This window comes from Flavobacterium sp. Leaf82, assembly GCF_001422725.1.
Taxonomy (GTDB): Bacteria; Bacteroidota; Bacteroidia; order Flavobacteriales; family Flavobacteriaceae; genus Flavobacterium.
In genome coordinates this window covers 300949-308751 of record NZ_LMMA01000033.1, presented here as the reverse complement: position 1 = coordinate 308751, position 7803 = coordinate 300949, and the positions used below count along the sequence as shown (strand labels likewise).

The window sequence follows — 7803 nt, the reverse complement described above, 5'->3', positions numbered from 1 at the left end:
TAATAAATAGCAAAGTAAGAAATTATTTATTTTAAAATAATTTCTAATTAGTATAAACCAACAATTTTCATTATGTTTAGAGATAGATTTGGGAGAAATAGAAATCCATTTGACAAGGATGATTTCATGAATAATGACATCTGGAAAAGAAAAGATGCTATAGGCGAAATGCTGGAAGCCAGAAAAAGTAAAAATAGTTTTGATCACTTTTCTTCCAGCAATAATTTCTTTGCTGATGGTCCAAATAGAAGAGCTACTGAAGGTGAACTTTATTTTGAGAGTAAAGACAATACAATTTATCGAGGAAACCGCGACGGCAGTTGGACAAAAGCTACACAATTGAGCGAAGTTGTAGTAAAACATTTAGTAAGTATAGGAATAAAAAGCGATGGTATAAGAGTTTTTGGGTTTGGTGCAGACCCAATTGCAGGAAGCGGAAATATAAAAAACGACAGAGGTTCCGGATCTATAGATACTCCGGGTCATGATTTTAATACTTGTTTTGATTTAGGCAATTTATTAGGCAAATTATTCCCAAAATCTTCATTAATGTTTCCGTGGCTTCTAGAATTAGAAATGATATTAAAATATGGAATTCCGGATAGACAACCATTAGTTACAAAAAATGCAACTTTATCTGATCCCGATTCAATTCGTATGCCGTTGTATCATTATGAGATTATGGAAATGCCAAATAACGATCCTCAAGTAGCCGCACCAGCACATCATGATACAACTGTAATTGCTTCGGAAAGAAATATTATTAATAAGATGAATGAAGAGAACTTTAAGAAAATGGAAGAGAAAGCTAAATTACTACCTAAACAGTAGAAATTTGATTAAGTATGAAAAAATCTATAATACTTCTAAGCTTTATTTTTTTGTTTTCTTGTAAGCAAGAAACTAAAAAAATTCAAGAAAAAAAACTACTGATTTCAATATAGAATTTAATTTCCCTGATACAGTTTATGTGGGTAAATATTACAATGGAAAGATATTTTACAAAAATATTTTTGACACAGCAACAACTAAATTACTAGATATTAAAAAACTTAGAATTATTAAATATAGTTTTTCGGTAACTAAAAATTTAAACAATGATATTGAAAATTTAAAAAAGTCAATAACTGATACATTTATTGCTGAGAATAATAGAATGATTCCATTATACAATATCAGTTTTAATAATCCTGGGGTGCGTTATATTGATGGTGTCATTACTGACGAGATAAATATAGATGGTATAATGCTTCGAGATGGTAAAATGCAAGCTAGTACAAGAATTATCACTCATGAATTTAGAGCGACTCATAAAGTAATAGTAATTAAAGATCGTACCAAGAAGTAATTTTTGACTTCCGACAAAATGAAAAATAAAAGAATAAAAAAACTAACCTGTTTCTTGATAACTATATTAGTTTTAATTTCTTGTAAAAAAGAGAAAAAGATAGTAGAAAGTGCAAAGGACAATTATGAAATAAGCTTAGTTTTTCCAGATACGGTTTTTCTAAATGAGAGATACGACGGTAAAATAAATTACAGAAATAATTTAGATACATTAACCACTGAAATACGCAAGTTGCAAAAGAATACTAGATTCCTAGAATTTGCCCTGACTCAAACTAAAGACATTAACTACGAGGACAATCATTTAAAAAAAATAGCAAATGACACATTTGTTGCAACTAGTAATATATTAATTCCTCTATATAATATTAAATTTAATAAGTTAGGTCTGAATTATATTGATGGGATGATAACCGATGAAGTTATGATTGAAAACGGAGCAAAAAATGATAAAGGCGAACCTATGATGAGAATAATTACCAACGAATTTAGAGTTACGAAAAAAGTGCTAGTAATTAAAGATCGTACCAAAAAGTAATTTTGACTTTCAAGAAATGAACAATAAAAGAATACAAAATCTAACCTGTTTATCGACAATTATATTCTTAATTCTAGTTTCTTGTAAGCAAGAGAAAAAGATAGCAGACAGAACCGCAAAGAACAATTATGAAATAACTATGGATTTTCCAGATACAGTTTTTCTTGGTAAAGGATATGATGGTAAAATAAATTATAAAAATGTTTTAGATACAGTAACAACCAAATTACTAGACATTAAAAGATTAAGATTTATTGAATATGGGTTTTTAAAAACTACTACACTAAACTACGATGATAAATATTTAAAAAAAAATATGATAGATACTTTTTACTCAGAAACTAATAGAACTATCCCTTTATACAATATTTACTTTGACAAATTAGGAGTAAATTTTATTGACGGAATAATTACTGACCAGGTTAGAATTGATACTATTATGCTCCACGATGGTACAATGCAACCACGTACAAGAATTATAACCAATGAATTTAGGGTTACAAAAAAAGTATTCGTGATTAAGGATCGTACAAAAAAATAATTTTTTGACTTTGTAAGGATGAACACAAAAAGAATAAAAAATCTAACCTGTTTCTTGACAACTATATTCGTATTTCTATTTTCTTGTAAAAAAGAGAAAAAGATAGTGGAAAGAAGTGATAATTATAAAATAAGTTTTGTTTTTCCTGACACTGTATTTGTAAATGAATTATATGATGGAAAAATAAATTACGAAAATGATTTAGATACAATTGATACTACTTTAAATAACCCCAAAAAATATAGATATATTGATTACTATTTTGTAAAAACAAAAAATGTAAATTATACTGATGAATATCTAAAAAAAATAACTAGTGATACATTTACAGCCGAACATTACAGAAGTATTCCTTTATATGCTATTAGATTTGACAGGTTGGGTGTTAATTATATTGATGGTTTAATAACAGATAAAGTCATGATTCAAATTGGAGAAAAAGACGAAAAAGGCGATATACTGACACGAATAATTACCAACGAATTTAGGGTTACAAAAAAAGTGTTCGTTATTAAGAATCGTACTCAGAAATAAGTTTTTTAAGGTTGTTTAAGATACGTCGTTACTAAAGAAACTTTAGTTTATACCAGAAACCAATTAAATAAAGAGAAAATTGAAAAAAAATATTTTATTACCAGTATTAATTTGCTTGCTATTTTCTTGCTGTGAGAAAAAAACAGTAATTGAAAATGAATTAAGCAGAATAGGAATTACCAAAGAAAATTATAAGGTAAGTGACACATTTTATTATGAAAATAAAAAAATAAAAACTATACGGTTTTACAGAGGAAAATCTGGTTATATTAAGGTTGATTTTTACGAATCAGGAAAAAAGAAATCAATTGTCAATATTAAAAATAAGAATATTATTTATGACAAAATGGTTGATTGGTACGAAAACGGAAACCTAAAAAATGTTAGTGAATATGATAGTAATGGAAATCAAATTGGAGAAAACACAAGTTTTAGAGAAAATGGAAAGATCGAACATAATTATGATAATGACACAAATGAATCTACTGATTATTGGGAAAATGGAGAACCAAAATTAAAATATATAATAAACGTATCGCAAAGTTATCATTACTTTAATGGCAACTTTATGGAAAAATATACACAAAGAATAAAAGGAGAATATTATGTAGAATATTTTAGCGAAAATAAAGATTTGATTTTTTCAGGACTTTATAAAAAAAACATTCTCTTTAAAGACAATTTAAGATATAATGGAAAAATTATTTGTTATTTCAAAAATGGAAAAATTTCACTATTCCAAAATGTTGTAAATGGAATTCCTGAAGGGGAATTTTATGCTTGTTTTGGTAACGGAAATCTAAAATATCAAAGTGCAATAAAAAATGGAGAAGAGATTTATTACAAGTCTTATTATGAAAATGCAAAAGTTCATTATATTAGGGACAGAACAAAAAACACGTATACAGAATGGGACAAAAACGGAAAACAAGTAGAAAAAGTACCACTAGGAACTTAGCCTAAAACAACTAAAATTGTATTTTATCAATTCGATCTTGTTTTTTACCGATCCGTATTTTTTTAAAGAATTTTAAATACCTTTGAATTATGAGCACAGAAACCAGACCCAGAAATATTGGCCGAAATATCAGCCGAATAAGAGAACTTCGCGGCATGAAACAAGGAGCGCTTGCCGATGCTATTGGCACAAGCCAGCAGACTATTTCCAGCATTGAAACCAGCGAAACTGTCGATTTTGATAAATTAGTGCAAATTGCAAAAGCGCTTGGCGTAACTGTAGAAGCTATTGAAAATTTTACCGAAGAATCTGTTTTTAATTTCTTTAATAACTTTTATGATAATAGTGCTAATAATGGCGCTCAGGGAAATACAACTAATAATCATTGCGCTTTTAATCCTCTTGATAAAGTTGTTGAGCTTTACGAACGTTTGGTTCAGTCTGAAAAAGAAAAGGTTGAGTATTTAGAAAATATTATAAAAGGGAAATAATATTCTTGATAAGAGAATTTTATATATATAAAATGCGCAATGAGAATTGCGCATTTTTTTATTGGTATAATTCTTCTCGAATTTTAATTAAAGTTTGAATTACTTTTTCTTCATCTGGTTTTTCCTGAAGATTTGATGTTAGATAATGATTTTCGATTGAAACGATTAAATTATCCGCCATTTCGAGTAAATCGTCATACTCTTTATTTCCGGCTTTTATATCCAATAATTCCTCTCTATTTGAAACTTGTATATTTAATTTTCCAGTTGATAGAATTTGTTCTGCAGTTTGCAAAAGTCTGATTGTGTGCATCATGTTTTTGCTATCATAATTTTTCCCGTGTTGTTGATTCGTGTTGTACCGATCTTCGTTTCGTTTCTCAATCCAGCTCCAATATTCCGTATATTCTTTGCAATATTTAGAATATCCATCTTGATTGCAGGATAAATAACCAATTAGCTTTTCGTTTTTAGGAATTGATGAAAGCGAAACTTCATTAGAGTTTTCTTTTTGAATAATCCCTTTATAACCTAAACTATTATTATCGTCATAAAACAAAGCAAACATTCCTCTCGAATTAGGTAGATTCACTAAGCCACATTGTTCTTGTTTTAGATCATTTTCTTCTAAAAAAGTATTCAAAGCAACCGTTTCATAGCCTTTTAAAACATAACAAAAATCCAAAAGACTTTTCTTTTCTTTTGACATTGGGTTTACAATTTTCTTGTTTAAACCTCTCGCCTTTTTAATTTGCGTTACGGCATAACCTGCAAAAGAATCTTTGCAAAGTTTTGATAGGAAATCTTCTAGTTGCAAATGCTCCATTAACGGATGTTTGTACAAAATACAATCTTCCGGCGAAGCTAAAATCTCCAGAATATTTGGATTGTTCTTAAGCAACAATTCTACAAAACGACCAATTTCATAATAAACCTCATCATTAGTTTCATTACTTATCTGCGGAATATAATCTAACCCAAAGAATTTTTCTTTTGGCAGATAATAAACGCCTTTTATATCTGTATCAGATACTGGTGTATTTAACCCAAAAGATTTACTTCCTGATATTACTTCGAATAGGATTAGGTTTTGGGATTTTAGGGTTTGGATGGTCATTTTAATTTAATTCATCATAGCCTCATAATGAGGTTCTGCTATTTCTCGGAAAATCATTTCAAATGCATTAAATAAATTCTGTGGCACTTCATTCACCACTCTTTGATAAAACATTTCGTCTAAAGGAGAAATCTTATGGCTTCCATCATTTATTTCGGACATTAATGCACTACAAATATAATACCTTGAGTCTGTGATTGGAATAGTAGATAGGGAATCCCAAGTATCCTTTCCTAATTTTGTAAAATTAACATAACTCTCCAAGATTCTTCTCATTGTATTACAAAGCGAAATATTTAATTCACTATCATTTTTTTCTTTAAAGTTTTTTAATGAATCCCAAAGCAGTGTGTAATCATTCAAAATTTCATTCTTATTTCCTGTACAAATTACATCAGTTATATTTTTTGATTTTTTTATATGAAAAAATGTTCTATCATGACAAATAGGTCTATAATAGAGGGATACTTCTTTAAAAAAATAGATATTATGCGACATTATAAAAACTTGTTGAATATTAGAATTTTTTAATAACATGTGCTCTGGACTATTACCTTTTTTTGCAATTAGTTGATGCACTAAAGTTGTAACAATAAATAAAACTTGACTATCTAAACTTGATACAGGATCATCTATTACAATAATTTTCTTTTTTGAACTTCTATCAACATTATCAGTTCCTAAACAAAGTTGATAAAAATATAAAAAGGAAATGAAATTTTTCTCTCCTTCACTCAATGTTTTAAATACATTCTCTGATGTCTGTTCATCAATTCTTTTTAGATAATACTGTGAAATGTTATTAATCTTTTCTTTTTCATCAATTAAAAAACCATCAAAACCGCTATTATTTAAAATTTTATTAATATTTGATACTGCTTCTTGAGTGGTTATAGTTTCTGTTTTCCATTCTTCTATTTTATTTTTTGACTCTAAAATTAAAGACTTAATATAATCTTCAATTTGTATTTCAAAAAAATAATCAGTTGAATAATTATATTTTTCAATATAATATTCTTCTATTTTCTGCTTGTTTTCTATCGCAAAATATTCCCATAAATCTACTTCAAATTGTTTTTTATTCGAATCTAAATTATCAAAATCCTTATTATGTTTATTTATTGATTTATTAATTTCAGAAATATTATCTTTAAAAGTAAATAGAGATTGTATTTCCTTTCTGATATTTGATTCTTTTATCTTTTGATCTATTTGTTCAATATTGAGTTCTAAAAAAATTCTAATTGTATCGTACAAATTAGATACAATATTCTTCTCATTGTATTCATCAAGAACATTTTTAATTTCTTGCAAAAAAAGTGAAACAGTTGTTACATAATCTGTTTTTAATGTCTCTAACTCTAATATTTTATTTTTGTAATTTTCATCAAAATAATTTTCGAACTTTCTAATCAAATCAACATCAATAGTTTCCTTCTGACAAAAAGGACAAGTTTGTAAATCTACGTCCTGTTTTAAAAATGATATTCCTGTAGAAACCCAATTTCTAATTCCTAAATCATTAATTATTTGAGCGATATCTACATCATTATTACCTATAATTACTTCTTGCAGAAGTTTATTTAACTTGATTTCCTGTCTTCGAATCTTCGAATATAATTTTGGAGAGATATTTGAATTAATCTTAATTATTTCATCATCAAAATATCTTTTATAAGCACTTACTAAATCTTCAAAAACAATACTATCATTATTTAATGTTTTAGATAACACATCTTGAATTTTATCAAAATTATTTTGATTTTGCTTATAAGGAAATGAATCTCTTATTTTTAAAAAAAATTGCAATGCCTTTTTTCTTTCGTCAAAGCATTCTTTTTTTAATTTTTCAAAACTATTTTTATCATTTTGAATAATCTTCTCTTTTTTCGGTGCTAATATATCTTTAAGATAATCAATATTTTGCTTTAACAAGATATTTTCATCTTCTATTAATTTATCAATTGTATCATTACCTTGATTAAGGGAAAAAATTCCGTCTTGAACATCTTTCTTAATAAAATTTTTATCAATAAATTTTTCATCGAAAACTAGTATCTCGAAATTATCTTCCAAATATCCTATTTGACTACAATTATTAAAGTCGGAAGATTTAATTCCTTCTTCTAAAGATAAGTTGTATAAAAACTTAGCTATCGTTGATTTTCCAGAACCATTATTTCCAAAAAAGAAATTAACCTTTTTTAAATTATCAATTAAGACTTCATTTTTATAACTTGATATTCCTTTAAGTTTAATATTAGTAATCATAATTAT

The 7803-nt window shown here is 27.0% G+C and carries 9 protein-coding genes; 7 read left to right on the top strand and 2 right to left on the bottom strand.

Translation table 11 applies throughout. From position 1 onward, the window contains the following. Positions 1–72: 72 nt before the first annotated feature. From ASF10_RS19640 to ASF10_RS19610, 7 genes are all read left to right on the top strand, one after another. Complete coding sequence (locus ASF10_RS19640) at positions 73–831, top strand: hypothetical protein (protein ID WP_131726561.1); 759 nt, start codon at positions 73–75, stop codon at positions 829–831. Positions 832–970: 139 nt separating this feature from the next. Then, positions 971–1348 carry a hypothetical protein gene (locus ASF10_RS19635; protein ID WP_056253018.1) on the top strand — a complete coding sequence of 126 codons (378 nt, stop codon included), beginning with the start codon at positions 971–973 and terminating at the stop codon, positions 1346–1348. A gap of 18 nt (positions 1349–1366) precedes the next feature. After that, complete coding sequence (locus tag ASF10_RS19630; protein WP_056253015.1) at positions 1367–1885, top strand: hypothetical protein; 519 nt, start codon at positions 1367–1369, stop codon at positions 1883–1885. Positions 1886–1901: 16 nt separating this feature from the next. Further along, positions 1902–2426 (top strand): hypothetical protein, encoded by a 525-nt coding sequence (locus ASF10_RS19625; RefSeq protein WP_056253012.1) that lies wholly within the window; start codon positions 1902–1904, stop codon positions 2424–2426. A gap of 54 nt (positions 2427–2480) precedes the next feature. Further along, positions 2481–2960, top strand: a complete 480-nt coding sequence (locus tag ASF10_RS19620; protein ID WP_131726560.1) for a hypothetical protein — start codon at positions 2481–2483, stop codon at positions 2958–2960. Between the two features lie 79 nt (positions 2961–3039). Next, positions 3040–3918, top strand: coding sequence for a hypothetical protein (locus ASF10_RS19615; RefSeq protein ID WP_056253007.1), 879 nt, complete (start codon positions 3040–3042; stop codon positions 3916–3918). Between the two features lie 89 nt (positions 3919–4007). Beyond that, positions 4008–4409: a helix-turn-helix domain-containing protein gene (locus ASF10_RS19610; protein WP_056253005.1), complete on the top strand. Its 402-nt coding sequence runs from the start codon at positions 4008–4010 to the stop codon at positions 4407–4409. Between the two features lie 58 nt (positions 4410–4467). On the opposite strand, the gene ASF10_RS19605 is transcribed toward ASF10_RS19610, so the two are convergent. Next, the gene (locus ASF10_RS19605; protein WP_056253002.1) at positions 4468–5526 is read right to left on the bottom strand and encodes a DNA polymerase beta superfamily protein; all 1059 of its coding nucleotides are present in this window, start codon (positions 5524–5526) and stop codon (positions 4468–4470) included. A gap of 6 nt (positions 5527–5532) precedes the next feature. After that, positions 5533–7797 (bottom strand): AAA family ATPase, encoded by a 2265-nt coding sequence (locus tag ASF10_RS19600; RefSeq protein ID WP_056253000.1) that lies wholly within the window; start codon positions 7795–7797, stop codon positions 5533–5535. Positions 7798–7803: the final 6 nt, after the last annotated feature.

Coding starts and splice junctions, on each gene's coding strand:
- ASF10_RS19640 (WP_131726561.1), top strand. CDS start 73: ATGTTTAGAGATAGATTTGGGAGAAATAGAAATCCATTTGACAAGGAT.
- ASF10_RS19605 (WP_056253002.1), bottom strand. CDS start 5,526: ATGACCATCCAAACCCTAAAATCCCAAAACCTAATCCTATTCGAAGTA.
- ASF10_RS19600 (WP_056253000.1), bottom strand. CDS start 7,797: ATGATTACTAATATTAAACTTAAAGGAATATCAAGTTATAAAAATGAA.
- ASF10_RS19630 (WP_056253015.1), top strand. CDS start 1,367: ATGAAAAATAAAAGAATAAAAAAACTAACCTGTTTCTTGATAACTATA.
- ASF10_RS19625 (WP_056253012.1), top strand. CDS start 1,902: ATGAACAATAAAAGAATACAAAATCTAACCTGTTTATCGACAATTATA.
- ASF10_RS19610 (WP_056253005.1), top strand. CDS start 4,008: ATGAGCACAGAAACCAGACCCAGAAATATTGGCCGAAATATCAGCCGA.